At 49.1% G+C, this 25916-nt stretch carries 20 protein-coding genes; 4 read left to right on the forward strand and 16 right to left on the reverse strand.

Annotated features, from left to right (window positions below; translation table 11 throughout):
* The first annotated feature begins 262 nt into the window (after positions 1-262).
* On the forward strand, positions 263-3790 hold the full coding sequence (locus BUE76_RS14575) for a gliding motility-associated C-terminal domain-containing protein (RefSeq protein WP_073041160.1): 3528 nt from the start codon (positions 263-265) through the stop codon (positions 3788-3790).
* Between the two features lie 74 nt (positions 3791-3864).
* A complete protein-coding gene (locus BUE76_RS14580) occupies positions 3865-4479 on the forward strand; it encodes an HAD family hydrolase (RefSeq protein WP_073041161.1) in 615 nt (204 codons plus the stop codon).
* Between the two features lie 69 nt (positions 4480-4548).
* On the opposite strand, the gene BUE76_RS14585 is transcribed toward BUE76_RS14580, so the two are convergent.
* The 9 genes from BUE76_RS14585 to BUE76_RS14625 all read right to left on the reverse strand — a co-directional run bounded on the left by BUE76_RS14585 (position 4549) and on the right by BUE76_RS14625 (position 15465).
* On the reverse strand, positions 4549-5232 hold the full coding sequence (locus BUE76_RS14585) for a DsbA family oxidoreductase (RefSeq protein ID WP_073041163.1): 684 nt from the start codon (positions 5230-5232) through the stop codon (positions 4549-4551).
* Between the two features lie 56 nt (positions 5233-5288).
* Entirely contained in the window at positions 5289-5864 is a 576-nt protein-coding gene (locus BUE76_RS14590) for a DsbA family protein (RefSeq protein ID WP_083596401.1), read from the reverse strand.
* 117 nt (positions 5865-5981) lie between these two features.
* On the reverse strand, positions 5982-6854 hold the full coding sequence (locus tag BUE76_RS14595; protein ID WP_073041167.1) for a pirin family protein: 873 nt from the start codon (positions 6852-6854) through the stop codon (positions 5982-5984).
* A 168-nt stretch (positions 6855-7022) separates the two neighbouring features.
* Positions 7023-7655: an NAD(P)H-dependent oxidoreductase gene (locus BUE76_RS14600; RefSeq protein ID WP_073041169.1), complete on the reverse strand. Its 633-nt coding sequence runs from the start codon at positions 7653-7655 to the stop codon at positions 7023-7025.
* A 61-nt stretch (positions 7656-7716) separates the two neighbouring features.
* Positions 7717-8319 (reverse strand): TetR/AcrR family transcriptional regulator, encoded by a 603-nt coding sequence (locus BUE76_RS14605; protein ID WP_073041171.1) that lies wholly within the window; start codon positions 8317-8319, stop codon positions 7717-7719.
* Between the two features lie 133 nt (positions 8320-8452).
* On the reverse strand, positions 8453-10594 hold the full coding sequence (locus tag BUE76_RS14610; protein ID WP_073041173.1) for a chitobiase/beta-hexosaminidase C-terminal domain-containing protein: 2142 nt from the start codon (positions 10592-10594) through the stop codon (positions 8453-8455).
* Positions 10595-10619: 25 nt separating this feature from the next.
* Positions 10620-11468, reverse strand: a complete 849-nt coding sequence (locus BUE76_RS14615) for an NHL repeat-containing protein (protein WP_245798319.1) — start codon at positions 11466-11468, stop codon at positions 10620-10622.
* A 227-nt stretch (positions 11469-11695) separates the two neighbouring features.
* On the reverse strand, positions 11696-13144 hold the full coding sequence (locus BUE76_RS14620) for a DUF1501 domain-containing protein (RefSeq protein WP_073041177.1): 1449 nt from the start codon (positions 13142-13144) through the stop codon (positions 11696-11698).
* Positions 13145-13146: 2 nt separating this feature from the next.
* Entirely contained in the window at positions 13147-15465 is a 2319-nt protein-coding gene (locus tag BUE76_RS14625) for a PSD1 and planctomycete cytochrome C domain-containing protein (RefSeq protein ID WP_073041179.1), read from the reverse strand.
* A 199-nt stretch (positions 15466-15664) separates the two neighbouring features.
* Between BUE76_RS14625 and BUE76_RS14630 the strand changes: the two genes are divergently transcribed.
* Complete coding sequence (locus BUE76_RS14630; RefSeq protein ID WP_083596402.1) at positions 15665-16534, forward strand: phosphatase PAP2 family protein; 870 nt, start codon at positions 15665-15667, stop codon at positions 16532-16534.
* A 56-nt stretch (positions 16535-16590) separates the two neighbouring features.
* Here the strand turns inward: BUE76_RS14630 and BUE76_RS14635 are convergent, their stop codons facing one another.
* The gene (locus tag BUE76_RS14635; RefSeq protein ID WP_073041184.1) at positions 16591-16797 is read right to left on the reverse strand and encodes a hypothetical protein; all 207 of its coding nucleotides are present in this window, start codon (positions 16795-16797) and stop codon (positions 16591-16593) included.
* Positions 16798-16894: 97 nt separating this feature from the next.
* Positions 16895-17395, reverse strand: a complete 501-nt coding sequence (locus BUE76_RS14640) for a hypothetical protein (protein WP_143157233.1) — start codon at positions 17393-17395, stop codon at positions 16895-16897.
* A 194-nt stretch (positions 17396-17589) separates the two neighbouring features.
* Here BUE76_RS14640 and BUE76_RS14645 point away from each other — a divergent pair, with 194 nt between their 5' ends.
* Entirely contained in the window at positions 17590-18249 is a 660-nt protein-coding gene (locus tag BUE76_RS14645) for a YdcF family protein (protein WP_158069978.1), read from the forward strand.
* Here the strand turns inward: BUE76_RS14645 and BUE76_RS14650 are convergent, their stop codons facing one another.
* From BUE76_RS14650 to BUE76_RS14670, 5 genes are all read right to left on the reverse strand, one after another.
* Positions 18250-18489: a hypothetical protein gene (locus BUE76_RS14650; protein WP_073041190.1), complete on the reverse strand. Its 240-nt coding sequence runs from the start codon at positions 18487-18489 to the stop codon at positions 18250-18252. It lies immediately after the preceding gene.
* A 295-nt stretch (positions 18490-18784) separates the two neighbouring features.
* Positions 18785-19309 carry an ankyrin repeat domain-containing protein gene (locus tag BUE76_RS14655; protein ID WP_073041193.1) on the reverse strand — a complete coding sequence of 175 codons (525 nt, stop codon included), beginning with the start codon at positions 19307-19309 and terminating at the stop codon, positions 18785-18787.
* A 48-nt stretch (positions 19310-19357) separates the two neighbouring features.
* Complete coding sequence (locus BUE76_RS14660; RefSeq protein ID WP_073041195.1) at positions 19358-19603, reverse strand: DUF3820 family protein; 246 nt, start codon at positions 19601-19603, stop codon at positions 19358-19360.
* A gap of 60 nt (positions 19604-19663) precedes the next feature.
* A complete protein-coding gene (locus BUE76_RS14665) occupies positions 19664-20629 on the reverse strand; it encodes an ion channel (protein WP_073041197.1) in 966 nt (321 codons plus the stop codon).
* Positions 20630-21141: 512 nt separating this feature from the next.
* Positions 21142-25764 carry a DUF3320 domain-containing protein gene (locus BUE76_RS14670; protein ID WP_073041199.1) on the reverse strand — a complete coding sequence of 1541 codons (4623 nt, stop codon included), beginning with the start codon at positions 25762-25764 and terminating at the stop codon, positions 21142-21144.
* Between the last annotated feature and the right edge of the window lie 152 nt (positions 25765-25916).

Genomic DNA, 25916 nt, shown 5'->3' on the forward strand with positions numbered 1-25916 from the left:
TGCCCTAATCGATCCGATTAACTGCACAAAATTTTTCCTACTACAAAAGAAAATTGTGACAAAGGATTAATGTTTTATACACAATAATTAGCCAGGTGCAAAGCTTTAATGTAACGCAAGAACAGGTAACTGGATCGGACAAACGTAATTTTGTTTTCCCATAGTCCAAATTTCATGTAAACCCCTATTTTACTTCTCCCCCTGACAAGTAAAAGTAAATTGCCATGTTTTCCTTTCCGGTACTGCCGGATTTTATCATCTCATGAGCAAGAAACTTTTATCCTTTGCGGTACTTATTTCGGTACTGCTTTTTGATACAACCTGTTGGGGTCAGCAACTTTCCAATATGGGCAGGGATTTCTGGATTGGCTACGGGCACCATGTGCGCATGGTGAACCAGGGCTCAGGCCAGACCAGTGCGGAAAAGATGCAACTGTATATCACCTCAGATGTGGTAACCACAGCAAAAGTGGCCATTCCAAGTACCGGTTTTGAACAAAGCATTGCCGTTATTCCCAACCAGATCAGCACGGTTGATATACCAAGATCAGCAGCCCTGTTTAATGAAGGTTTGTCCGACCTGGGCATTCATGTAACCGCTGATGCACCGGTTGTGGTTTACAGTTTTATCTATGTAAGTGCGGTTTCCGGTGCAACGGTTTGTTTGCCTACCAATACACTCGGCAGGGATTATTACTCCGTAAATTTTGAACAGTTGTCCAATGAGGCAAATTGCTCCTCCTACTTTTTTGTGGTGGCCGCTGATACAGGTACCACTTCTGTAGAAATAACCCCTTCGGCAGCAACAAAAGGAGGGCGTACAGCCAACCAGCCTTTTTTGGTGCAATTAAAACAGGGACAAGTTTACCAGGTGTTGGGCACCACTAATGGCAACAAAGGTGTTGACCTTACCGGTTCACGAATCCGGTCGGTAAACACTGGCTCGGGTTGTAAGAAGATCGCTGTTTTTAGCGGCAGCAGTAAAATATCCATTGGCTGCGCCAGCGCAGGCACTTCCGACAACCTGTACCAACAGGCATATCCCACTGCCACCTGGAGCCGTAAGTATATCGCAACGCCTTCCCTGCAGAACAGTTACAATTTTTACCGCATCATACGGCCGGATCCAACATCGATCGTAAAAGTTAATGGACAGGTAGTACCTGCCAGTTCTTTCACCAATAACTTTTACTACCAGTTTTCGGGCAATAGCACCTATGTTATTGAATCGGATAAAGCCATCATGGTGGCCCAGTACTTTCCTTCCGAAGGCTGTGCAGGCAACAATGGCCAGGGTGATCCGGAAATGGTATACTTAAACCCTGTGGACCAGACCCTGAAACAGGTTACCCTTAATGCCATGCAACCAGCTGGGGTAAACATTAGAACACATTACCTCAATGTAGTTTTGCCAAATGATACGGCAGCCATCAACAGTTTCCGGTTGGATGGCTTATCCTACAACAATTTCCAGGTAGTGCCCGGCGACAATGCTTTTGCTTATGCCCAGATACCTACCCAGCAAGGAACCCATACACTTACCTGTACACAGGGCTTCAACGTGGTAGCTTATGGTTTTGGATCTGCAGAAAGTTATGGTTACTCCGGAGGTGCCCGCCTTCGCGACCTGTACCAGTTTGCAGCTGTCCAAAACCAGTATGCGTCACTGGATTATGCAGCCACCTGTTCCAGAGCGCCATTTCGCCTGTCTATTACCTTCCCCTTCCAGCCGCAGGCCATCCACTGGAACTTTAATGACGTACTGCCCAACCAGGACCTGCTTACGCCACAGTATGACTCCAGCTGGCAGATCAACGGCAAAACCGTATACCGCTATACCGTTCCAGGTTGGCTGAAAGCGCCTGCAGCAGGCACCTACCCGGTTAAAGTAATTGCTACCAGCAATATTGGCGATGGCTGTACCTCCGAAGTAGAACTGGAACACGACCTTGTAGTCACCCCTTCCGCCGAGCACGACTTTTCAATTACCACCAGGGCATGTCTGGGCGACACCGTTTTCCTCCAGCAGCTGTATAAACCGGGCGGCAACCTTGCTGCAGTTGCCTACAGCTGGAATTTAGGAAATGGCAGCCAATCGGTTCTTCCTAACCCTAGCGCCCAGTATCAGCAACCTGGAACCTATACCATTGCCGCTTCGGTGATCAATGAAATAGGCTGCTTATCTGATACTGCAACCAGGCAAATAACCATCAACCCGCTACCCCAAGCCCGCTTTTCAGTACAGGGGCCTTTATGTGCGGGCAGGGAAATAGGCTTTGTAAACGAATCCTTCATCAGCAGCGGGTCAATAGCCGGGTACACCTGGAATTTTGGTGATGGAAAAACACTGGTTAGCAATGACGTTGGCAGGCAGATACATTCGTTTAGCACCACAGGAAATTACATCACCAATTTGGTGGCGGTAAGTGATAAAGGCTGTATCAGCATGCCCGCAAGCCAAAGAATCCTGGTCCATGCTGTACCAAAGGCAGGGTTTAAAATTCCGGGTAGTTGCCTCCGCGATCCTTATTCCGAGTTTTTAAACACCACTACCCTCAGCGAACAGGCGGCTTTGCGTTACACCTGGAATTTTGGCGATGCAAATCAATCCATTACCAATACGGACACCCTTCAGAACCCAAGACACCAGTACCGGGCAACGGGTATGTACCCTGTAACCCTTGTGGTCAATTCAGCATACGGCTGTGCAGACACCCTGGTGCAGCAACTTTATATCAACGGATCTGTGCCCGAAGCTCATTTCAGCCTGCTAAATGGACTTCGGCAGTGTAGTGACGGAGCCATCCTGGTAAAAAACGAAAGCCAGGTGGATGTAGGAGAACTCGTGAAAATGGAATTGTACTGGAATTATGGCGTTGATGCCACCCAGAAAACAATCGACCTGCTACCAAAAAAAGACAGCACTTACCGGTTCCAAATGCCATCCTTTTTCAACCCGGCAAATAAGCAATATACCATCAGGATGGTGGCATACTCTGGTCAGTCCTGTTATTCGGTTGCAGAAAAAACAGTGGTGCTGGATGCCCTGCCCCAATTGCGCTTTGATACCCTGCCTGCATTTTGCAGTGCCGATCCTCAGTATACCATTACCCAAGCCCAGCTGCAAAACGGGCTTCCAGGCAAAGGTTGGTTTTCTGGCAATGGCATACAGCCTTCGGGCTTCTTCACTCCGGCACTTGCCCAGATGGGCAGCAATCCCATTTCTTACACCTACACCACCAACCAGGGTTGCACCAGTGTTGCCATACAAACGGCAAGAGTTTCCGCTTCTCCCCGGGTAAATGCGGGTCCTGATATGATCATCAGGCAAGGAAAAACGGAAACTATCCGGGCTTCAGCAATTGGGCAAAACCTTCGGTTCCAGTGGACTCCGGGCACCGGCCTGAACAACGTGAGCAGGCTTCAACCGCTTGCAAGTCCTTTGTCCGACCAGGTTTACCGCCTCACGGCAACAACACCGGAAGGTTGTTCCGCATGGGACGAAGTAGGCATCCTGGCACCAGCAGATGTATTTATACCCAATTCCTTTACTCCAAACGGGGATGGCATTAATGACCGCTGGCAGATTCCCTTCCTGATGCAAAGCGACGGAGCACAGGTACGGGTGTATAGCCGGGATGGTTTCATGGTGTACGAAAACAAGGGAGCAAAAGTGGCATGGGACGGCAACCTCAGGGGGTTGCCTCTGCCTGCAGGTACTTATGTCTACTACCTATCATTATCCAAAGATTCCAAAACCTATAAAGGTACCATTACCCTTGTCCGGTAAGCTGTTTAGCTGTATGGCGTTAACTTTGCACCGCATACGGAAACCATAAAGCTGAACAAAGCATACTATAAATAATGGAAAACACTTTTTTAGATAAACTGGAGCAACTAACCCGGCTTACTGCCGAAGGCTTCGACGCATTTTTGTACGATTGCGATGGCACCCTGGCCGATAATATGCAGGCGCATAAAAACGCTTATGTAAAAGTTTGCCAGCTACACGGCGTGGAACTGGATGCCACTTTGATTGATGAACTGGCCGGCTGGCCTACCGTGGCAGTGGCAGAAGAAATCTGCAAGCGTTATGGTGCCACCTTCGATCATCATGATTTTGCCCGCCGCAAATCACAAACTTTTATTGATGATTTTATCGAGCACACCCAACCCATTCCCTATGTAGTTGATCACCTGAAAGCGCATGCAGGTAAGGTTAAGATCGGCGTGGTGTCGGGCGGCAGGCGCAGCACCGTTTCCAAAACACTTTCCGTTTTGGGTATCGACCACCTGTTGGATGTACTGGTTTGTGCCGATGATACGGAAAGAGGCAAACCGTTCCCGGATCCTTTTTTACTGGCTGCAGAAAAGCTGGGGGTAGATCCTAAGCGTTGTATGGTGTTCGAAGACGGTGTACCGGGCGTGGAAGCAGCCAAAGCAGCCGGTATGAGCTGGGTGAGAATAGACCAGTTGTAATTCAACTACTACTTACAAAAAAAAGGCTTAATAGTACAAACCCCGCACTTGCGGGGTTTGTACTATTTTTCAGCAGTTGCCATCAATGCTACAAAAACCGGCCGCTGTACTTTGTGGTTGTTCTTCTTCCCAAACCTGTTGTAGTACCTGTTTAAATGCTGTTACCGGCTGCGCTCCCGAAACGGCATATTTATCATTGAACACAAAAAACGGAACCCCATTTACGCCCATCTGCTGCGCCATCAGGATGTCCTGTAGCACTGCGTCACCCAATTTTTGGGTAGACAATATTTCTTTAAGTTCGGCCTGGGGTAGCCCAATGCTGGTGCCAATATCTTCAAGGACAGAATGGTCTGCTATGTCCAAACCTTTTTCAAAGTAGGCCTGGAACAGTCTTTCTTCCGCAGCATCCTGTTGCTGGTACTGTGCTGCCAAATGGGTAAGGCGATGTGCATCAAAGGTATTGGCAGTTACCGTGCGGTCCATCCGTAAAGTAAGACCGGCTTCCTTAGCACGTGCTGTTACCTGTTGCATCATGCCTTCGGTTTGGGCAAGGCTCCATCCTTTTTTGGCAGAAAGTTCCTCCACCAACGATTTACCCGGAGCAGGCTTGGTGGTGGGGTCTAATTGAAAGCTATGCCACTGCACCTCTACCTTATCCTTTGCTTCAAAATTATTAAGGGCTTGCTCAAGGTGGCGTTTGCCGATATAGCAAAAAGGACAGGCGATATCAGACCAGATGTCGATTTTCATGATATTATTTTTTGAACAGCATCAACTGTGTTCTAAGACAATAAAAAGCAAAAGGCTTAAGCCCTACGCTTTTTAGCCTTAACCGGCAAGTCCGATTCATTTTCAAGCAGCCCGCCAATTACGGCCTTGAGGTTGCGGGTACTGGGTGTGCCTTCAAACCTTTGTCCGTTGATAAAAAACGAAGGCACATCGCGAACCCCCATTTTCAAGCCTTCCTGCAAATCGCCTTGCACCTGCCAGCCATAGGTTCCATTCATCAGGTCATCCAGAAAGCGTTTGTTGGTTACGCCTACTTCCCTGGCATAACCCTTCAGGGAAATCAGTCCCAGGTTGCGGCGGTTGGCCAAAAGAGCCTGGTGCATTTCCCAGAATTTCCCTTCCTGTCCCGCAGCAATGGCGGCTTCTGCAGCCTTGTGTGCCCGCTGGTGAATACGGGTGAGCGGGAAATGGCGGAAAACAAAATTGATCTTGCCATTGTATTGCTCCAGCAGTTCTTTTACCACTTCGTTGGCCTGCACACAAGCTTCGCTTTCGTAATCGCCAAACTCCATGATCGTAACTCTTGCAGCAGGATCACCTACCACAATATCCCTAGGTTCAATTATAGGGGGTATTTCTTTGACGTTCTTCATTTGCATGTATATTAAGCCGGGAAAATCAACATGGTTTTACTTGTAAACAGTTGATACCCGGTGCATGTTTAAACCGTAAACAAGGCATTTTGTTGTGTTAAAGCTTGCCGCAAATTTTCACTCCGGCCATTTACCCAACCTTCCGTCATGGTAATCAACAAAAGCTTGTCTGATCTCTTCCTGTGTATTCATTACAAATGGCCCATGGGCAATGATTGGCTCCTCATTAGGTGCAGCATGCCCTACGAGCAGCAGGATATCGCTATTGGCCAAAGTATGCACCAGGGTTCCCTCCATTCCAAAATCAACCAGGTCGTGGGTAGCAACTTCTGAACCATTTACCGTAGCGTTGCCCCTGATTACATAATATAAAATGCGGCGGCCTTCGGGTGCCGTAAATGACCAGGAAGCTCCCCCAGCAAGTTGTACAGTTGCCAAATGCACATCCGAAAGCGATTGAATTGGGGCAGCCGTTTCCTCCCATTTTCCGGAAACAACATTCAGGTTGACCTTTCCTTCCTGCAGGGACAAGGCCGGAATATCCTGTTTTTGCAATCCACGGTAAGCCGGATCAACATTTTTCAAACTTGCAGGCAGGTTTACCCACAACTGCAAGATTTCAACTGGCCCACCTTGTTCCTTGAACAGGTCGGAAGACGTTTCGGAATGGATTATGCCTTTTCCTGCTGTCATCCACTGAATACCGCCTTCCTGTATATTACTGGAAAAGCCGGTACTATCTTGGTGCATCAGGTCTCCGGTAATAATAAAGGTTACTGTTTCAAAACCCTTGTGTGGGTGTGGGCCGAAAGGCAGGCCATTGTTGCCGGGGGCAAACTCCTGCGGACCATGGTGGTTGAGAAAGATAAAAGGTTCAAATTGCTCAATGGCAATGGTGCGGGAAGGCATGGCCCGCCAGGTATCCAACCCATCGTAATCGGTATAACCGGCAGTGTAGATGGCCAGTACGGGTTTGTGCGGGGCATTCATAAATTACACATTTAAAGGTTGTTGCAGATAGCCGGCCACTTTAATAATAACCAAACTATAAAACTGGGCCAATCAGAACCATACAGGTCATCTGACAATAAGAGCCAATAGGCCGGCTATCGAACAACAAGGTCTCAGGGCAGAACCTATAAGGTGGTGCCCACTATTTTATGCTAATTCATCAACGAACAGTTCCCTTGAACGGCGCACCTTTTTGGAAGTGGCGAGGAAATCGGTACTGGCATCGCGGTAACCCAAGGCAAGAATGGTTACGCTACGCAGGCCTTTTTCGCGCAGGCCGAGGATAGCATCTACCTGGTCGGGAACAAAACCTTCCATGGGTGTGGCATCCACTTGTTCGATAGCAGCGGCAGCAATAGCGGTACCAAAAGCGATATAGGCCTGGCGGGCTGCCCACTCATGTTTTTGCTCGTGTGTGCGGCCATTTACAATTCCCATCAGGGATGCTTTAAAGCCATCAAGGCTTTCAGCGGGTATGCCACGGGTAGCCGCAATATCATTGATATAAGTCTCTACATGCTCGGCAGTAACGTTTTCCCATGCGGCAAATACCAAAAGGTGCGAAGCCTCAACAATCTGGGGTTGGTTATAAGCTGCAGGTTGCAGTTTAGCCTTGAGTTCAGGGTTGGAGATCACCAATACATTATATGGTTGCAACCCCATGGAAGAAGGAGCCAACCGGGCTGCTTCTATTATGTTTTGAATTTTTTCTGCGGGTACGATGTTACCATTCATTCTCTTGGCAGCATAGCGCCAATTTAAAGCGTCGATTAGGTTCATAGTGTTGTATTTAGTATCGTTATTATTATTCCTAACACTGTTAACATTCAAGGCAAAAAAATTATCCTTTCAAACCACGGATAAAACTTTGCAGGAAATCCTGCATTACCGCTTCCTGGTGATCACCGGGACCTTTTTCCTTTCCCATCATATTAATAGAAATAAGACCGTGGAGCATGGACCAAAATGTATGCAACTTCAGCCATGCGTCGCTGCAACTTGCCGGGTTACCGGCAATCAATTCCTTGATGGGTGCCATTACCAAATCCGTAAACAAGCTCAATTCAGGAATTTGCTTTACCGTTTCACAACTGGGCATTCCCAAACCATACATCAGTTGGTAATACTCGGTATGGCTGAAAGCGAAAGCAGCATAAGCATTGGCAATGGCTGCTAACCTTTCTTCAGGTGTGGCCGGTTTTGCAGAAGCTTCCTGTATCCGGGTGTTCAGCAACTGAAACCCCCTGCGGGTAAATTCCAGTAAGATGCCTTCTTTGTTTTGAAAATGATCGTAAATAACAGGAGCGCTGTACTCAATTGCATCGGCAATTTTGCGGATAGAAAGCGCCTGCCATCCCTCCTGCTCCACCAGGTTCCAGGCGGCGCGGAGAATGGAAGCCCTTACTTCCTCTTTCTGCCTTTGTTTTCTTTCAGCGATTCCCATGATAACGTTAGGTAAGTTAACAGTGTTAGCAAAAGTATTTATTTAAACGATACTTCAAAATAGCAGGAAGAATCTTTAACAATCCTTGTATCCCTTATAAGTAGAAATAACATCCACACTAGATGAGCCTCACCTAATTTATAAAAACTTCATCTACAAAGAACCAGCCTCTTTGCCCTTTCCCCGGATGCCAACCAGGAAGAACAGGAACAGGTTCAACCACCAATTTTAAAATTGCCATTTCCTGGGGTTCAAAGGGAAGATCAATACCCGCAAGTGTACCGCCACTCCCCTGCCCAGGTTGCTTAGGTTTAAAGCTGGTCAACAATTTTAGTGCTCCGGCCTTTTTGCCTCCCCATGCCGTAACCTTATAGGCAGGCATAATGTAACTGTTTACATCAACCAGGGTACTCAACGAAATAGCTGAAACCTTTTGAGGCTTGGATAAAAAGATAATTGCCATCATTGGCTTGTCTTTATACCCCAGCCAAAGCCCGCTCCTGAAATTCAGGTCGCCTTTCTTTGCATCGGCTAGCGCTGCACCACCCACCGCTTTGTATTGTGGGTCGGGTGGGGTAAGCAGCCGGATGCTGTCGGGTTTGATGCCTGCTCGAAAAAAGTGTTTTTCCACTACCGCACTGCTGATCCATCCCGGTTTAAATGCTTTTGCCTTAACCACCATACTCCGGTCTACTTTCACGTTTCCTGTAAAAACAGGCGACAGCAAACTATCCGGGTCCGATCCGTCGAGGGTGTAACGTATTTCGGCTCCTTTTACAACATGCCTCAGGTTCAGGTCCACCGCATCCCTGATTACCGTTTCTTTATTGTCCACCACAGGAGGATTGAGCCTGATGGTTACGGAATCCCCGCTATAGCCTTTTTCTATATACAGCTTAGGAAACTCTGTTGCGAACCTTGCCAGTTGTGCCGGCTCCATTTTGGTTTGCCACAAAGCAACCTTTTTCAATTTGGGCAAATGCGGCAGGAGCGCTGCCACCGCTCCACTTGCGGAGGTACCGGAAAGGGTTAGTTGCCTTAGTTCCTTTAAGTCTTTGAGTTGGGACAGGCCGGTTCCGGTTACTTTGGTAAACCCCAGATTCAGTTTGCGCAATGCCTTCATTTGGCCCACCACATCCAGTTCAGCATCTGTAACTGGTATTCCGTTCAGGTTGAGACTGACCATTTGTTCTTTGATGGCAAGCAAACCTTTGAGCATTGAAGGTTTAAATTGGGAAGGGCTGAAAAAGGAAACCGAAAGGGCTGCACTTCCTTCAGCAATAGGTTGTACCAGGCAGTAATTGGTATTCAGTTTTGCTATTATCTCAGCATCAGCAGCATCAAAATGGTATTCCTCCGATTCGGCAGTTTTGAATTGAGCGGCTGCCAATTGCCTTAACGTGTCGTTCTCTTGAAGGGTGATTACCTGCTGCTCATTGGGTGCGCCTTTCCGGATCCATTGAACCAGGATGGCCATTTCTTCTTCTGTAAGTTGGGGCCTACCCTGTGGCGGCATGTGCTTTTTTTCAGTCAGGGGCAGGTGAATCCTTTTCAATAGCAAGCCGCCGTCTGCAGCAAGGCTATCCCACAATGCACCAGATTTTCCACCTTGCAACAGGGCAGCATAGGAGGTCATCAGCAAATCACCTTTCTTTTTCTTTTCATTGTGGCACTGCACGCACCTGGTTTCGAGTATGGGTTGTACCAGGTGTGGAAAAACCTGTGCGTCTTCAAGCAATACTGGCTCTGGTGTGGCGGCAGCTACGAGCGGCTCCGATAAAAAACCGGCACCATGGGTAAGGTTGGCGCCCTGGTGGGCAGTAAACAACAACAGGAAAAACCCGGCAAACCCAAAAACTTTCAAAGCATGGGACTGGTTACGGAGCCAATGTCGGCAGGTAAACAAAAAAAGGGTAAGCAGCGAAAGGGCCAGGCCGCCCCATTTGTGACCAGCCAATAAACCAGCATCATAGCCGGCCTCCCGCGATAAAAAGAGCCCCGCCAATGCGGTAAACACCGATGTGACTGCAGATGCCAAAAGGAAAATATCTCCTACTAATTCTTTGCTGTCCCAATTTTTTGAGGCGGCAAACAACTCCCATAAAAGGGAAACAATGACCATTACAACCGGGAAATGGAGCATCATGGGGTGCATACGTCCTACTACCTGCAAGAGGGTGGGCAGGACAATCCTGCTTTCAAAAAGGATGAGGAAAAGCAGCAAACAATTTAGGGCAAAGCAGGCGTTGTAAAAAAAGGTGTGGGTTCTTTTCATAATTCCCTTTGCTAACTGAAAGCCCTCAGCTGATAGGTTTTAGTTTATATGGATAAACCTTACCTGAATTCCATTGGGCCACATACAGGTTTTCGTCCCGGTCCACACAGATGTCGTGGGGGTAAGCAAATACGGATTGCTCCTGGTTTAATTCCAGGAGTTGTCCTTCTTTGTATTGCGGGCTGCTGCCCCCGGGGTTGGAAACAACTTTCCAGTCTTTATCCAATATAGTCAGGAAACCGGAGCGTTTGCCCTGTGCCCTGTCCGACTGCAGCACTGCGGCATACAGGTAATTTCCATGGATAACAGGCCTGCACACCCAGGCTCCCGGAAGGTGAATGGTGCTTAAGTATTTGCCATCAAGCAAATAGCGCTTAAAAGCATGTTGCTGACGGGAACTGACCACCAGTGTTGGCTCCGCGCCGCGGTGGTCCACCGTAATGCCGTGAGCGTTCAGCAAATGACCCGCTTCGGTTCCCCTGCCTCCAAAATAGCCCAGGTATTTTCCCTCCGGGTTATAGCGGTGGATATAATCCTTGCCATAACCATCAGCAACATATATGTCACCACCGGGGCCAATGGCTGTCTCGGTTGGAATGTATTCTTCCGCTTTGCTGTACAACCCGCTTTCCCTGGGGTAATCCAGCACCATCAACACATTTCCGTTCAATTCAGTTTTGATCACCTGGTGGCGGTTATTGTCGCAGATATACAATACATCTTTTCCACCTTCATCAAAAAGGGTCAGCCCATGGGCGCCGGGGTACTCCTTGCCCCAGCTATCCAGTATCCTGCCCTTTTGGTCATACACCAATACATTGTTGTGGGTATCGTTGGTGAGCAGCAGGATACGGCCTTTTCGATCCTGAACCATTTCGTGGCAGTCATTTACCGGGTACCTGGCCGCATCGGCCCTGCTCCAACTGGTATCTAGCTGGTACCTTTTAGCATTATGTCCCAAAACTATTGATTCACTGTTGTGCAACAAACCTTGCATTGGAAGTGCTGATAAAGCAAAACCTGTATTGCGAATAAAAGTTCGGCGGTGCATAGCGGAGTATTAAGTTTTAAATAGCGGCTTGATGCAATGCTTAGGGATACCTAAGCAATGATGCCTTTTACCACTTCACCGGCAACATCGGTCAGGCGGTACCTGCGGCCCAGGTGTTTGTACGTCAGCTGCTCGTGGTTGAGCCCCATCAGGTGCATGACAGTGGCGTGAAAATCGTGGACATGTACTTTCCCATCTACGATATTGTATCCAAATTCATCCGTCTCGCCCCAAACACCTGGCTTAACGCCACCACCCGCCATCCAGATGGTGAAACAACGAGGGTGGTGATCCCTGCCGTAATTATCGCGGGCCAAAGGACCCTGGCAGTAATTGGTTCGGCCAAACTCTCCTCCCCAGATCACCAGGGTTTCGTCCAGCATACCTCTTTGTTTCAGATCGGTAATAAGTGCTGCTGAAGCCTGGTCAGTATCCATGCATTGCCCTCTGATTTCACCCGGCAGGTTGCCATGACCGTCCCAACCCTGGTGGTATAGTTGAACAAAACGCACCCCGTTTTCTGAAAGCTTCCTGGCTAAAAGGCAGTTGGCAGCATAGGTACCCGGCACCAGGCAATCAGGCCCATAGAGCTTAATGATGCTTTCCGGCTCCTTGCTCAGGTCGGTAATTTCCGGAACGGCAGTCTGCATCCGGTAGGCCATTTCGTATTGCTGCACCTTAGCGGCAATCTCGGGGTCGCCCATTGTTTTATAGTTTTCATCGTTCAGGGCTGCCACCTGGTCCAGCATCATCCTGCGTTCCTGCTGGCTGATGCTTTCATGATTGTTGAGGTACAAAACAGGGTTTCCGCCGCTGCTAAACTGCACCCCCTGGTGCACCGAATCGAGAAAACCATTGGTCCACAGCTTGGAATAAACACCCTGGCCATTGCCTTTACCCTTGGATAGCAACACACAGAAAGCCGGCAGGTTCTTGTTTTCCGAACCCAGCCCATAGCTCAGCCAGGCACCCATGCTGGGCCGGTTGCCAACCTGGGCGCCTGTTTGGAAAAAGGTTAGTGCCGGGTCGTGGTTGATGGCTTCGGTATACATGCTTTTGATAATACAGAGGTCGTCCACCACGCTGGCGGTATGGGGTAGTAATTCGGATATCCAGGCACCTGCCTGGCCATATCTGCTGAACTTAAAAGCAGAACCAGCCAGGGGAAACTTGTCCTGGTCGGCAGTCATGCCCGTTAACCTTTGCCCCATCCTGATGGAAGCAGGCAGGTCCTGGCCAAACATGTCCACCAACCTTGGTTTGTAATCAAACAGGTCCAGTTGCGAGGGTGCACCATTTTGAAACAGGTAAATGATCCTTTTAGCCTTGGGTGCAAAGTGAGGCAAACCAGCCACCAGGCTTGCTTCATCGGGGCTGCCACTGAACAGGTCGGGAATAAGCAGGCTGCCCAGGGCCACCGAACCGATGCCTAGACTCAGTTTACCCAAAAAGCGCCTGCGGTTCATATTGAGCGCATGCTCCAGCACTTCATTGGCCATGTTCAGGTTTTTGAAAGGGTTTCTTCAAGATTGTAGAGGGTGAGGATCACTTTCATCAGGGCAGCAGTAGCGGCAGGGTTTGAAACCGGTATTTGCCGGTACGCACCAACCGAAAGTGTTTTGCCAACATCGAGCTTGCCATTTGCAAACTGGACCTGCTGCTGTTTAAAATATTGTTGCAACATTTCCAGCTCCCGCTTGCTGGGTTGGCGGCAAAGAATGCGGCGGAAGGCTATTTTTATCCAATCATCAGGGTTTTGTTGTTGCGAAGAAAGCTTTTGTGCCAACACCCTCGATGCTTCCATCACCAATGGATCATTGAGCATTACCAAAGCCTGCAGGGGCGTATTGGTCTGGCTACGTTTTACTTCACACTGGTCCCGGTTGGAGGCATCAAATATGATGGCAGATGGCGGTGGAACGGTAAGCTTGATAAATGTGTACATCCCCCTCCTGTATAATGCGGTCCCGGTATCCTGCTGGTAGGTAGCCAGCACCCCACGCCCGGATGTTGCCGATTCCCATAAGCCTTCGGGTTGGTAGGGTTTTACGCTGGGCCCGCCGATGGTACGGTGGAGCAAACCACTGCTGGCCAGCACTAGGTCGCGCACACCTTCTGCTGCCATCCGGTGCCTGGGTGCACGGGCCAACCATTTGTTCTCCGGGTCTTTTGCCAAATGGTCGGGGCGCACTTTTGCCGACTGGCGGTAGGTTGCGGACATTACTATTTGCTTTACCAGCCTTTTTATATTCCAGCCATGCTCTATAAAATCAACGGTGAGCCAATCGAGTAATGCCGGATGAGTAGGCAGGTCGCCCTGCATACCAAAATCGCCCGACGTTTTTACCAAGCCCTGTCCAAATAGCTGTTGCCAAATTTGATTTACATAAACCCTTGCAGTCAACGGGTTTTGCTTATCAACCGTCCATTGAGCCAAGCCCAACCGGTTGCGGGAAAGCCGCACCGTATCAAAGGGCATTACAGCCGCTGGTGCCGACGCAAGTACCGGTTCGGTGGGCCGGTCGTAAACGCCGCGGTCAAGGATATAGGTTTTGCGCGAGGTGTCTGCCTCTCCCATCACCGAAACGGTGAGCCTGCCTGTATCCTGGAAATTGATAAAGCGCAGCAACTCCTGTACTTCGGATTTGGAAATCTCCAGCATTGGGTGTTTTGCAGGCTTGGAAACACTTACATCACCTTCATAGCCCTGTTCGCGGGTCGTATTGAAAAAAGCAAAAAGCTGGTAATAGTCTTTTTGTGAAATAGGATCATATTTATGGTCATGACACTGAGCGCATTCGGCCGTAAGACCAAGGATGCCTTTGCTGAAAGTTTTGGTTTTATCCAGAATATATTCAATCCGGTATTCTTCGGGTACTACCCCGCCTTCTTCGGTGTATTTGTGGTTGCGGAAAAATGCGGTTGCCAACACCTGTTCCTTGGTGGCATTGGGCAGCAGGTCGCCGGCAATCTGCCAGGTTAAGAATTGATCGTACGACAGGTTCTTATTGAAGGCATGTATCACCCAGTCGCGCCAGGGCCATTGGGTGCGGATATTATCATCCTGGTATCCATAACTATCAGCATACCTTGCTATATCCAGCCAGTGCACGGCCATCTTTTCACCATACTGCGGGGTGGCCAGCAGCCTGTCTACCCATTGTTCATACCCATCTGCCTTTTCACCTAAGTAGGCATCCTGCTGCTCCAATGTGGGTGGCAAGCCGGTAAGGTCAAGACAAATCCGCTTAAGCAATTGCTCCCTTCCTGCTTCTTCGTTGGGTTGTAAGCCGGAACGCTTCCAACCTTCGGCAATAAAATAATCTATTTCATTCCTGGCCCATTTAGGATCGGCAATTTGCGGCAGCCTTAGCTTACGGGGAGGAGTAAACGCCCAATGGGGTTCGTAGCGAGCACCCTGTTTTATCCATTTTTTGAAAAGGGCTACCTCGTAGGCATTGAGCCGACCCAGGTGCGCCTCGGGTGTAGGCATCAGGTAATCTGAATCTTCAGAACTGATTCGGGCGATCAACTCAGACTCCTCTGGCTTTCCCGGCACAATGGCAAAACCGCCCTTCGTTTCGGTAAGCGGGGCATAGGCATGAGCGGCATCGTGTAATTGCAGGCTGGCTTCCACCTTGTTCTTATCGGGTCCATGGCATTTGAAACACTTATCAGAAAGAATGGGCCGGATATGAAAATTGTAACTCACCTCATCGGGAAGGATGTCGCTGCTACCCTGCCCACCCGAGGAGCAGGCTACCCAAATGCTGGCACCTATAATAAGGAGGGTTATTAGGGTTGTGATCCGGTAATGCATATGGCGGTTTTAGGCAATGGAAAAATCCGGACGGAGCAATCGTGTTGTCTACCCTAAAAGTTACCACTAAATATGTAGGTGGCTATGCTATAAAAGCTTTTTTGCGCAATCGTTTTTCCAGGTCTTTCCCTATCGGAGTAGGTGCAAACCAAAGAACTGCTGTGGTACATTTTTTTTAACCACAGCAGAAAACAAAAAAATGATGCGTATGAAAATGGGGTTACTTGCTTCCCTTGCCCTGCTGTTGCATACCTTTAGTTACGGACAGAACGACACCAGCACAGCTTTATCGAATACCAACAATTACAATGCGCAGGCACCTTCGGAAGAGGTATACAAGATCAAACCCAAACTGGACCTACCACTTACCATTGGAGCAACCGCTTTCACCATTTTTGGTTTTTCGCAGGTTTATACCAAGGAGGGAACGCCCGAAGCTACCATCCGCAACCTCAGTGTACAGAACATTCCCCGCTTTGATCGTTGGGCTGCTGATATTTACAACGAAAAAGCAGCCGATGCCTCAGACTATATCTTCTATGGCTCGGTGCCCGTCCCATTCCTGTTGCTGGCTGATAAAAAGATCAGGAAAGACGCAGCTAAGATCGGGTTGCTTTACCTGCAAGCCATGGCTACAACAGGTGTGCTGTACACAGGCTCGAACATGGTTTTTAACCGGTACCGGCCTTATACCTACAACCCCAATGCAACCATGGGCGACCGCACCGAGGGAAACGCCAAAAACTCCTTTTTTGCTGGCCATGCTGCACTGGTAGGTACTGCCACCTTTTTTACCGCCAAGGTCTTTGCCGATTACCACCCCACCTCCAACTGGAAATGGGTAGTGTATGGCGCAGCAGCTGTAGCTACCGGTACTACTGGTTACCTGCGCCACCGGGGTGGCAGGCATTTTCCCTCCGACATTTTAGTAGGTACGGCTGTAGGCACCCTCTCGGGCATCCTCGTACCACATTTTCATAAACACAAACTGTTCAAAGATCCGAGCCTTAGCGTATTGCCTTATAGCGGCGGCCTGTCTCACGGGTTATTGCTTTCGTATAAATGGTAAAGCAAAGGCCGCAACTTAGTTTGCGGCCTTTTACTTCCATCCGGACTTTACCAGGTTTATGGTTCCTTACGTTGGTCTTTATTGGCGAAAAGATCCTGATCGGCACTGGTGGTGCCATGGTTCATCTCGCCTTCCTGTTGGTCTACCTTACTGATATCCCTGTTGCTTTCAGAAGCTTCCTGTGCGGGATTGCCGCTATTGCTTACCCTTCCCTTGCTGGTAAAATCTTCGTTTTCTGATTGGGGGTTGAAATTGTTTTCCATACGCTTAAACGCAAAAGAATTGTGCCATTTTGGGCAATTAGGTTATGCCTTTGAATACTGGTCGACATTAATGTTTATGGACCTTTGCGCAAAAGCATTATTGGCGCATCCCTATTTGCCTGCTGCGGCGCAATACAGAATCGGGCTGACGCAAGCCTTGGGCCGAACCCCAGTTTGCGGGTCCTGCGTAGGGACTCTTACCATTCAGCCCCAACATATTGCCCCCTGCGCCTGCGCTGCTGCTACCGGTGCCTACCGAAGGGTTGCCGGTGATGCCCCCAATGGAAGTAGCATCGGTGCTGCGCAACCAAAGCTGCCCTTTTGCATAGCCATAGGTACCCTTGGGTAAACCTAAAACGCCATTGCTGCCATACACAGGAACGCCGATCCCATTTCCCATGCCATTGAGGGCATTGATGGTAGGATCGGCAATACCCAAACGGGTATTGCCAGCTTTTGCAGGGTAGGCACTGCTGCTTTGGAGCCGAACTCCAGCATGGAAGTCTGCCTTACTGTTGTTTATAGCCGGCCTTTGTTTTTGAGCTGTTGCATTCAGCAGGAACAATATCGCGGCATGAAGTAGTATAAGCTTTTTCATAACTAAATTCCCCTTGGTTGTTCAACCACAAAGAAGCTGCCACGATATGCTTTGTGCCATAATCCTGTATCTTTCACAGCGTTTTCCCTATGTTTTTTCTGCTATCAAAAGTCCTGGATTTTGTATTGATGCCACTGGTGTGGATCACCGCCTTTTTTGTGGCTGCCTGGTTGGGTCGGGCCAAACCCTGGTCCATGAAAGTGGCCAAAACGGGTATGGTGTTGCTCCTGTTTTGCTCCAACCCTTTTTTCTGCAACGAAGCCTTACGGTTGTGGGAACCCAAGCCGGTTCCCATTCGGAGCCTGGAGGTTCACGATGCCGCAGTGCTCCTTTCGGGTGTTACTTATATGCACAAAGAGATACCCGACAGGGTTTCATCCATGTGGGGTGCCGAACGTATTTTTCATACCATCGCGTTATACAGGGCAGGCAAGGTGAAGCAGATCATTGTATCCGGCGGATCGGGTAAAGTGTTTGCCGAGGCAGTTCCAGAATCTATACAGATAAAAAACATATTGCTCCAGGCGGGCATTCCTGGTAAAGACATTTTAACAGAAGAACACAGCCGCAATACTTTCGAAAACGCGGTGTTTACCAAAACGCTGCTGCAACAACATCCCCAAATCAAAAGCCTGGTTTTGGTTACCTCGGCCTTTCACATGCCCAGGGCAATGGGCTGCTTCCAGAAAGCAGGCATACCTGTTACCAGTTTTCCAACTGACTTTTACTTTCAACCAAGGAATTGGGACCCCGATGATTGGCTGATTCCAAATGAACGTAGCCTGGTGCGCTGGCAACAACTGCTGCATGAAATGGCCGGTTACCTGGTGTACCAGTTCAAAGGATACCAATAATCATCGGGGCATGAATACAGCCATTTTGGCGCCAACCGGGTAGTACTCCTTGATACCGGCATAACTGACAAATTGCATTTTTTCGGGCGAACGCCAGGTGAGAATTTGGACGTATTCGGAATTGCGGTAAAGGGTATCCACTTTTACCAGTTCGGCCTGCACCACCGAAACCTGAAGGGAACGTTCAGAAACACAAGCCGTAAGGGAAAGAGCGGCACAAGCCACTAAAAGGGTTTTCATCGCTGCATCTATTTTTATCACGTAAACAATATGCCCCTGGTGGTGTGGATGGCTGAAGGTTATACCCTTGATGGTACAAAGCCTATTCCAGTTAACGACGATGTAGAACAAAATGTAAGCGGCAGCGGCTAAGCCAATAATAAAAAAGACCTGACTTGCCGGTCTTTGTATTTCCTTATATATCAATGCTCATTTCCAAAAGGGGTTGTTCCAACAAAAAAAACAAACCCAAACCTTTTTCCGCATTTTAAACATACCCCAACTAATCTCAATTAGGGGATGGAAGGCGGCAAAATTAATTATCGCCGAGCATGGACTGGCCGCTCATCCGCATGCGTTCGTACTTTTCGAGCAGGCGTACCATTGGTTCATTTTCCTGAACCACGGCATGATCGATGGGACTCTTGCCCAAACCATCCAGCAGCTCAAGCGATGCGCCATTTTCCAGCAGCAATTCGGCAATTTCCATTTGCCCAAAAGTTGCTGCGAAGGTGAGGGCTGTAGCCCCGTTTCCATTTCGCTGGTTTACATCAACGCCAGCCTGCAGCAGTTGTGCCACCATTTCTTTGTATCCTTTAAAGGCGGCACCCATCAGGGCTGTGTTACCCGACATATCGGGCGTATCACCCGGTGCACCTGCTGACAAAAGCCAGGCTACTACTGCAGGGGCATTGTTGTACACTGCAATCAGTACGGGTGTAAAGCCCTTTGCATCCCTAACCGATAAAAACCAATTATCCTGCTGGCATATTTCGCTGACTGTAGCCACATCGTTGCGGCGGCAGGCTTCAAACAGTTGGCTGGTTGCATCCGAATTCATATGTGTCGTTTTACCTAAAACAACAAAAATCAAACCCGGCAGGTTGCATTAAGGCCGGCCTGATTCCATCTTTTTTAAGGTTACCAGCAGCTCGCCCAATCCATTCATTTGAATTTCCAGTAAGGTTTGCAGCAACATACCCAGCTTACCATCGGGAAAACCCTTCCGGCCAAACCATTCCAGGTAAGAAACCGGCAGGTCGCACAAAACAGTGTCTTTGTATTTTCCGAAAGGCATTTTCATACGTACCAAAGAAAGCAGCACCTGGGGGTCGGGATGAAGCGCATCAAGCATATTGTAAAGAGGAAATTTATCCGGGCCGCAAGTTAACTCCTTGGTGATTAGCAACAGGCATTAAGCAACCGGTAAGCCGGCAGGCTCAAAGGCATCCAGTTTGTCCAACTCGAGAATGGTGGATTCATCGCCTTCCGACTCGTGGTACATGGGCAGAAAGCGGGCGCCCCACACTACTTCCTGGTAGGTATAAGAAGTGCGCTGCATGACGGTATTGGAATAAATGGGATCAAAGCCAGACACCTGAACATAAATTTCCAGGTCGGACCGGCCAAGGTCGGCTTCACTAAAATTAAGGAACGGGCTGTTTTCATCAATTGGATGCACCACCGTCCAATTCATATTAAAGGTATCAATCCGCTTACGTTCCAGTTGCAGGCTGAAGAACTGGTACTCGCCGCCTTTGTTTTCAGATAATAAAAAAGCGGCATTCACCGATACCTGTGCATTGGTGAGGAAATGATTGTTTTTGTAAGGCACCATCCGGAACATTAGTGCTGAGCCATTGCAGTACGGTGCCACCAGGGCCTTATGGCTGAAGGCGATAAAGGCTTTTGGTTGGGTAAACCGGCCATAGAGCAAACCCGTAACCAGGGCAAAGAACAACCAGCCGCACATGATTTGAAAGGAGGCAATAAGGTCGGCTGCATCCCTGAGCGGGTTGATGCGGCCATAACCAACGGTAGTAAAGGTTTGGGTGCTGAAATAAAACAGCTGGCGGAAGTGCAGCCAGACACTTCCCTGCATCAACCCTTCAAACTGGTGGACGCCAAGGGTCAGGTAGATAGTGTCAAAAAGCGTATTCACCAGCATGTAAAACAACACCACATAACCCAGAAAGCGCCACCAGGAAACCTGCATCAGGTGCGAATACGGGCTGAGCCTTTTCCAAAATGGAAGTCCGGTTTTGACCAAATTGAAACTGCCATCTTTATTGACAAATCTGCCTCCGATACGATTGGCCTGTGTGCCGAACCCTGTATCAGGGTTTGCATTGGAGGAAGGATTGATGGAAACTTTTGCCATATTGCCTTATTGGTGGTGGCACTAATCTAAACCATTCACTTACGCCGGACAAAGGATTTTATGCCCCGAAAAATTCGAATGGATTACATTGACACCACTATTTAATTAAAGACCATGCAGGCCCTTTCAGTTGAAATTAAAAGTTACAATTCCGCAATTGAGAAATTACCTGTACCATTTTGTCAGTTCAACTTTTTCGCTTAAAACCTTTTTCCCTAGTAGTTAAATTGAACAGTCTTATACAAAAAAGTAGCAAATGCTATTGTTAGTTTTGAGGGTTTAATCCCCAATTATTGCCGGATGTTACATTCACCTGGCTAAAACTGATCACAACAAATACATTGATAAAAATGAATTTTTTACAACCATTAAGAAGTTCAAAAAGAAATGATCTGGTAATAATAATTGTACGAAATCAGCAAATTAAATACCTTTTTAAGCTTCAAGTTTATATTTAGGTAGAAGAACTATTCACCTCATCCAATAGACATTACAGCACATTATTGCAAAATTTATATAGCAGCTTCAAGCCCGGCTTCTGATTGTTTTAGTAATCCTGATGATTTCATAGGTTTAATAAGTTGAAGGATATCATTGCGCATTTCTTCAGTTACACGAGCAAATCCAAAGAGCTTTACTACAATCGGATAAGCTTCATCCGGAGCTATAACTACAGCATCCTTAACTACTTTGAACAATACCGATCCTATTTCTTCTGGAGCGATATACTTCCATTTACGGGATGCTGGAGGCAGGTTTGACCGGTCACGCATGGGTGCCTGGCCAGCACCAGACAGGTAAAGAAAACTGTCATTTTGCCTGATAGCTCCACTGCCTTCAGCAAAACGGGTTGCCAACTTCAGGTGTTCCCTTATTCGGGGACCAACACGGGTAATGCCAGCCGCCTCAACCATCCTACGGGCCAATTCATCAAAATGAATGGGGCCTTCAACCCGTACGACCAGCTCAACCCATTTAGCCATCTTACCAATGGGATGCTGGTGCATTTCCAATTGCGAAATCTCCGCAGGCAATTGTACCAGTTGGTAGGGTTCCAGCTGACTCGAAATGGCTTTGGGTTCTTCCCTGAGAACGGAAGTATCGGTCACCACTTCGTCCGACTCCTCACTTGCGTCCAGGGAAGCCTTCCAGGCGGTATTGATAGCAACTACTAAACGTTCCAATTCTTTTTCTTGGTTTCGAAACCATTCGGTGCTCCAGATGCGGTGTAGTTTCCATCCCATGGCTTCCAGCACCTGTTGTCTCAGGCGGTCCCTGTCCCTGGCAGTTCGCGCTGAATGATAGGATGCTCCATCGCATTCAATGCCAAGTACATATCTTCCCGGTTGCTCCGGATCAAGGATGGCGAGGTCAATAAAAAAGCCTGCGGCTCCCACCTGTTGGTGCACCTGGTAGCCCATGCCTGTCAAACGCTTCACAACTGCCTCCTCAAAGGGACTACCGGAAGCCCGACCGGATTCCAGGGGCACTTCTATGGTTCCGTGTTGAGCAAATTGGAGGAAACGCTTGAGTACCGCAACACCCCGGCTTGCCGACCGACCTGCATCAATATCATCGGCAGTGAGGTTGGTAAATACCTCGCAACGTAGCCGTGACCGGGTGATCAAAACATTCAGACGCTTTTCACCTCCTTCCATATTCAGCGGACCAAAGGATTGGCTCACATAACCTTTGGCGATACGACCATACCCCACTGAAATAAAAATTACATCCCGCTCATCGCCCTGCACATTTTCCAGATTTTTTACAAAGAAGGGCTCTTGTGGGTGACGTGCAAACCAGGCTTCCAATTCAGGCATTTGTTTTCTTGCCTGCTCCAGCCTGTTTTGAATGGCATCCCGCTGGGCGGTACTGAAGGCTACAACACCTAAAGTTTGATGCGGGTGTTTGCGAGTATGCTCTAGTACAGCCAGTACCACCGCTTCTGCTTCCTGGACGTTGGTACGACTGCCACCCCTGTCGTAAGCGGTGTGTGGCAGGTGGTGGAAAAACAAACCTGCACCCTGGCGACTTCCCGGTGCAGGAAAGAGTACCAGTTTATTGTCGTAAAATTCTTGGTTGGAAAGCCGGATCAGGGATTCGTGCCGGCTTCGGTAGTGCCACCGCAGCATTCGTTGGGGAGCCCCCTGGGCATCGCAAAGGCTCAGGATGCTGGGCAGGTCGGCAGTTAGACTTTCCAGGTTTTCTGCTCCTGGTGTCAGGGAATCGAAAAACGCTGTCGGCGGAAGCTGCTGGCTATCACCCACCACCACCACCTGGCGCCCCCGCAACATGGCCCCAAGTGCTTCCACAGGCCGCACCTGGCTGGCTTCATCAAAAATAACAAGGTCAAAATCCACAGCACCGGGTGGCAGGAAGTGGGCAATGGAAAGCGGGCTCATCATAAATACAGGCTTGATGGCCTGGATGGCGGCACCCGCTTCTTCCATCAGCCTGCGAATTGGCAGGTGCCTGGCTTTTTTATTAAACTCATTTCGAAGGAGGTTCATCTGACCCCCAGCATCGGCAGGCGGCAGCCCTTCCCAATGGGTTAGCGCTGCTTGTGCCCGGTTGAACTGGAGGTTCCGCAGGTCCAGCTGCCTGAACTGTGCCGCTACACTTTCATGGGCCGACCGCTCAAAACGGCGTAAGGGCTCCATGGTATGGAATGCAGTTTCAAGCAGGTGCTGGTACCATGTTTTTTGCAAGACAGCCAACAATAACTCCTTAGCGCCCGGCCAATGGGCAGCCAACTGCACCAGCGGCAACAGGGCTTCCTCACCGGCAAGTTGCACCAGATTGTTGAATGCAATTACCTCGTGTAGTGCTTCCGGCTTTTCACACCATTGTTGTAATAGCGGCACCTGCACCAGGAAGGGTTGGTGCAAAAGGGTAGCGCCCGGGAACCGAACGCCATCGTTGAACTGGATCATTTCGGTAAGGGCTTGTACCTGCTTACCATGTTCATTTAATAAGGACAATAATTGCTGGCTGGCATCAGCAGCAAGCCGCCGGTCCTCATTGGCTTCCAGGTAAGTAATAAACGATGCATCCAATTTACCCGTCCTTATTTGCTCCTGTACACCCGACAAAAATCGGGTTGCTGCTTTTAGCTGCTCCCAGTTAGAAGCGGTACCAAGCCAGGCAGTGCCAAAAAAGGTTTGAGCCAGGCCTTCCTGGCTTTTGAGCGTTTTTTTCAGCCGCTGAACCTCCAAAATATCATCCACAAGCTGTAAGCGGGCTTCATAATCTGCAGGTAGTGGTTGCCGTGAATAAGCAGCTAATTGTTGCACAGCCTGTTTGTACTCACCAAACAGGAAGCGATACCACTTATGACCATGGGCAACGATGGCAGTCCTGATGGGCATAAGGGTGGCGTCCCAGGCTTCCGGCAGCAGCTTTTCGGCATACTGCTGCTCCATTTCCGACAGTCGTTGGCCATTTTCCACAAGGGCTTCCAGTTCCAGCAAACGGTCGTTCCAACCTATTGTGGCCATGTTTATACCGGTAAGCTGTGGTCTGCCGGCAGCTACCTGCAAGGCTTCTGTCAACTGCATCACTTGCTTGCGGTGGGCAGGGATGGGCATACCTGCTTGCCGTGCAATGGCAGCAGCACCCTTGCTGATGGCTATTGCAGCACTTGCGGTTGCATCCAGCAATTGGATCAGTTCGGCATGGCGGGATGGAAGTAAAACCTGGAGCCCACTACCCCAAAAAAGGTAGGTGTCCGGCGGCCTGTTATCCTGCAGCCCCGCTGCAATGCGTATGGCAAGTGCTTCCGCCCGTTGCATCCGAACAGCGTCCCAGCTTTGTATGTCTGCAAATTTCAAAGCTGGAAGAGCTTGTTGACCTATTTCAGCACCCAGTTGGATTAAACGCCCCATTACATCATGGGCGGATAACCCGCTGGCCTGTATTTCGGCATTTACAGCTTTGCTATAGGCATTTAGCTCCTGGCGGTGCTGCTCCAACAGGGCTACCTGCTGTTGCAGGTGCTGGAGTGCAGGTTTACCCAATTCAAGGGTGCGCCGCAATTCGGTGTGCAACTCTTTTTTGTTTGCCTTTTGGCTGTGTAGTTCAAGGCAGGCCTCCCCAAGGTCAAGGGCATCAAGCCGGTTTTTCACCACATTGAGTGCTGCAGCTTTTTCCGCAACAAACAATACCTTTTTGCCCTGGCCGATGGCATTGGCTATAATATTGGTAATGGTTTGCGACTTACCCGTTCCGGGCGGACCCTGAATTACAAGGTTACGGCCTTCATGTACTGCAAGCATGGCCAGCATCTGGGTAGCATCGGCATCAACAGCCTGCAAGAGTTGGCCAGCCATGGGCTCGTCGTCCAGGAAGGCTTCTTCGCCAACCGATGGTGCTGGATCGGTAAAACCTGTACCCAGCAGGGCTTCAATCAGCGGGTGGTCGGCAGGTCGTTGATCAGCCGGCCATGCCTCGGGCTGAAGGTCATTATATAAAAGGAATTTACCAAAGGAAAAAAAACCAAGGGCTACCTGGTTGGGCAGTACCGTCCATCGACTCATGGATTGTATGGTCAAGGCAACCAGTTCAAAATATAGATCCAGGCTGCTCCCCTCCTCCTCAGGTAAACCAGGTAGGGAAATGCCAAATTCTGCCTTCAGTTTGGCCGCCAATGAAAAGTTGGGTTCCAGGTCAGCTTCCGAGTAGCGCAACCTGAATTTTTCGGTTGCACTGCCCCGCTCGAGTGTAACAGGAACCAGCACCAGTGGTGCCAAGCGAGGCTCCGTGCTTTGATCCGTTTCAAACCATTGCAAAAACCCCATTGCCAGGAACAGCGTATTTGTTCCTTGCTCCTCCATGATAGTGCGGGCGGTATAGTAAGTATTAAGCAGGCGCTGCTGCAGTTTGTCTTCCGGCTCGGCGCTTTGCAGTTTCAGCGGGTGTGGCGTGCTGGCGCCTTCACTTCCCGTGGGAGCAGCAGCCAGAAACGTGAAATCCTTACCTGCATCTACCAGTTGGGTGAATACCTGTGCCGAATGCGCTCCCACAACTTCCAGTCCCCTTGTTGCACCATAGCGGTAATTCAATAAAGGATTTCGTAAGCCAAGATCCAGGAGTTCTTTTCGGGAAGCTTCAAGTCGGGAACGAACCAGGTTTTGCATAAGAGCCCAAAGTAAATGATAAAAAGCCATCTGCCTGCTTCCGCAGCATCCCCTAATGGGGTCATCGGCATAAGCTCCTTTCTGTTTGTGCGAACTTTCTAATTACCAACCACCTACCCTCCCTTTAGCTTTCATTTATACCCCCCTACTTA

Source organism: Cnuella takakiae (genome assembly GCF_001953305.1).
GTDB classification, from domain to species: domain Bacteria; phylum Bacteroidota; class Bacteroidia; order Chitinophagales; family Chitinophagaceae; genus Flavisolibacter; species Flavisolibacter takakiae.

Bases quoted from the DNA above. Each gene is read 5' to 3' on its own strand.
- BUE76_RS14575 (WP_073041160.1), top strand. From the start codon at position 263: ATGAGCAAGAAACTTTTATCCTTTGCGGTACTTATTTCGGTACTGCTT.
- BUE76_RS14580 (WP_073041161.1), top strand. From the start codon at position 3,865: ATGGAAAACACTTTTTTAGATAAACTGGAGCAACTAACCCGGCTTACT.
- BUE76_RS14585 (WP_073041163.1), bottom strand. From the start codon at position 5,232: ATGAAAATCGACATCTGGTCTGATATCGCCTGTCCTTTTTGCTATATC.
- BUE76_RS14590 (WP_083596401.1), bottom strand. From the start codon at position 5,864: ATGAAGAACGTCAAAGAAATACCCCCTATAATTGAACCTAGGGATATT.
- BUE76_RS14595 (WP_073041167.1), bottom strand. From the start codon at position 6,854: ATGAATGCCCCGCACAAACCCGTACTGGCCATCTACACTGCCGGTTAT.
- BUE76_RS14600 (WP_073041169.1), bottom strand. From the start codon at position 7,655: ATGAACCTAATCGACGCTTTAAATTGGCGCTATGCTGCCAAGAGAATG.
- BUE76_RS14605 (WP_073041171.1), bottom strand. From the start codon at position 8,319: ATGGGAATCGCTGAAAGAAAACAAAGGCAGAAAGAGGAAGTAAGGGCT.
- BUE76_RS14610 (WP_073041173.1), bottom strand. From the start codon at position 10,594: ATGAAAAGAACCCACACCTTTTTTTACAACGCCTGCTTTGCCCTAAAT.
- BUE76_RS14615 (WP_245798319.1), bottom strand. From the start codon at position 11,468: ATGGTTCAGGATCGAAAAGGCCGTATCCTGCTGCTCACCAACGATACC.
- BUE76_RS14620 (WP_073041177.1), bottom strand. From the start codon at position 13,144: ATGGCCAATGAAGTGCTGGAGCATGCGCTCAATATGAACCGCAGGCGC.
- BUE76_RS14625 (WP_073041179.1), bottom strand. From the start codon at position 15,465: ATGCATTACCGGATCACAACCCTAATAACCCTCCTTATTATAGGTGCC.
- BUE76_RS14630 (WP_083596402.1), top strand. From the start codon at position 15,665: ATGATGCGTATGAAAATGGGGTTACTTGCTTCCCTTGCCCTGCTGTTG.
- BUE76_RS14635 (WP_073041184.1), bottom strand. From the start codon at position 16,797: ATGGAAAACAATTTCAACCCCCAATCAGAAAACGAAGATTTTACCAGC.
- BUE76_RS14640 (WP_143157233.1), bottom strand. From the start codon at position 17,395: ATGAAAAAGCTTATACTACTTCATGCCGCGATATTGTTCCTGCTGAAT.
- BUE76_RS14645 (WP_158069978.1), top strand. From the start codon at position 17,590: ATGAAAGTGGCCAAAACGGGTATGGTGTTGCTCCTGTTTTGCTCCAAC.
- BUE76_RS14650 (WP_073041190.1), bottom strand. From the start codon at position 18,489: ATGAAAACCCTTTTAGTGGCTTGTGCCGCTCTTTCCCTTACGGCTTGT.
- BUE76_RS14655 (WP_073041193.1), bottom strand. From the start codon at position 19,309: ATGAATTCGGATGCAACCAGCCAACTGTTTGAAGCCTGCCGCCGCAAC.
- BUE76_RS14660 (WP_073041195.1), bottom strand. From the start codon at position 19,603: ATGCTTGATGCGCTTCATCCCGACCCCCAGGTGCTGCTTTCTTTGGTA.
- BUE76_RS14665 (WP_073041197.1), bottom strand. From the start codon at position 20,629: ATGGCAAAAGTTTCCATCAATCCTTCCTCCAATGCAAACCCTGATACA.
- BUE76_RS14670 (WP_073041199.1), bottom strand. From the start codon at position 25,764: ATGCAAAACCTGGTTCGTTCCCGACTTGAAGCTTCCCGAAAAGAACTC.